Origin of the sequence: Microcoleus sp. BM001215392, assembly GCF_036700185.1 — a bacterium.
Lineage (GTDB): Bacteria > Cyanobacteriota > Cyanobacteriia > Cyanobacteriales > Microcoleaceae > Microcoleus.
In genome coordinates this window covers 1-1,356 of the sequence record NZ_JAUBOJ010000716.1, presented here as the reverse complement: position 1 = coordinate 1,356, position 1,356 = coordinate 1, and the positions used below count along the sequence as shown (strand labels likewise).

The window sequence follows — 1,356 nt, the reverse complement described above, 5'->3', positions numbered from 1 at the left end:
TCTTGTCCCCCCCTTATTAAGGGGGGTTAGGGGGGATCGAAAGTCTAATTGGAGTAGGAGTGACTTTAATAACACTCTTCAAAGCCAAAGAAACCGGGTTTTTGTGATTTTCTCGTAGTGTAACGAAGTACGATCGTAAAAACCCGGTTTCTGGCCACCCGCGCGTAAGTCCTAATATTACAATTTATATTCAAGAGGCTCACAAAACTCATTCACCCCACTCTTAAACACATAAACAATCACCGCAGTTATCAAAATTTCCGGGCAAACCTTTGCAGCAAGCAAATCTCCGAAAGCGGCATTCAATCGCCCGTCAATCAACTCTTCTTTAATCTCCGATTTGCAGATAGCAACGCGGCATCTTTTGGCCAATCCGTCCAACCAATTTTCTGAGATATTCGGTTCTTGTCCGGCTTGAATTGCCAGAGATATCGCTGCATCTTCGATATTTCCCTCGCAATCTTCGATTTCGTCGAGGGCTTTTAGGGCTGTGGGATAGGCGGCTAATTCGGAGCGAAATCTGGCAATTTCTTGGGAGGTAATAACGACCATATTATTTTAGTTGGTGCTTTGTTTGCGGGACAAGTTGAGCGGTTGAATTTGATATTATAACATTTTTTTGTTTTGGGTTGGGATTGGTTGTTTAAATTTTATCAGTGGTGCAATAGTTGGATGTGGTTGAAACCCCCGTCTCATAGCGGAGTACGACGAGGGTTAAAACCCCTGTCTCATAGCTGAAGTCCTCTAAAAGAGGACTGATGAGAAGGATTTTAAAGCTAATTAACAATGTTCAAAATGTCACCCTTAATTAACATTGTGCACATCTTCAGTCCTCTTTAGAGGACTTGCGCTATGAGACAGGGGTTTCAACCCCTGGCGGACTTGGGGACTAACGACAAATCCAGATGCGGATTTCAACCCCTAATGGTAATTAATCATGTTCAAAATGTTAGATTGCGATGTTGTTGCGAAGTCCGACGAGGGTTGAAACCCCCGTCTCATAGCTGAAGTCCTCTAAAAGAGGACTGATGAAAATAATTCAAAGCCTAGGCTAATTAACAATATTCAAAATGTCACCCTTAATTAACATTGTGCACATCTTCAGTCCTCTTCAGAGGACTTTCGCTATGAGACAGGGGTTTTTAACCCCTGGCGGACTCTGGGACTAACGACAAATCCAGATGCGGATTTCAACCCCTATCCGACTGACGACCAATCCCCACAATTCCTGCTACAATAACAAAAACCAACCGCCTCACCATCTCACCAATGTTAGATAAAATCTGGCGATTCCTCAAACAATTAATTCAACGGATTTTGTGCGCTTTTGGCAAAGATTCTTACCCCCCCCTAACC

The 1,356-nt window shown here is 43.3% G+C and carries 1 protein-coding gene; it reads right to left on the bottom strand.

Going from position 1 to position 1,356, the window contains the following annotated elements:
* Positions 1–177 precede the first annotated feature (177 nt).
* Positions 178–552 carry a hypothetical protein gene (locus QT974_RS34395; RefSeq protein WP_333472823.1) on the bottom strand — a complete coding sequence of 125 codons (375 nt, stop codon included), beginning with the start codon at positions 550–552 and terminating at the stop codon, positions 178–180.
* Between the last annotated feature and the right edge of the window lie 804 nt (positions 553–1,356).

Bases quoted from the DNA above. Each gene is read 5' to 3' on its own strand.
- QT974_RS34395 (WP_333472823.1), bottom strand. From the start codon at position 552: ATGGTCGTTATTACCTCCCAAGAAATTGCCAGATTTCGCTCCGAATTA.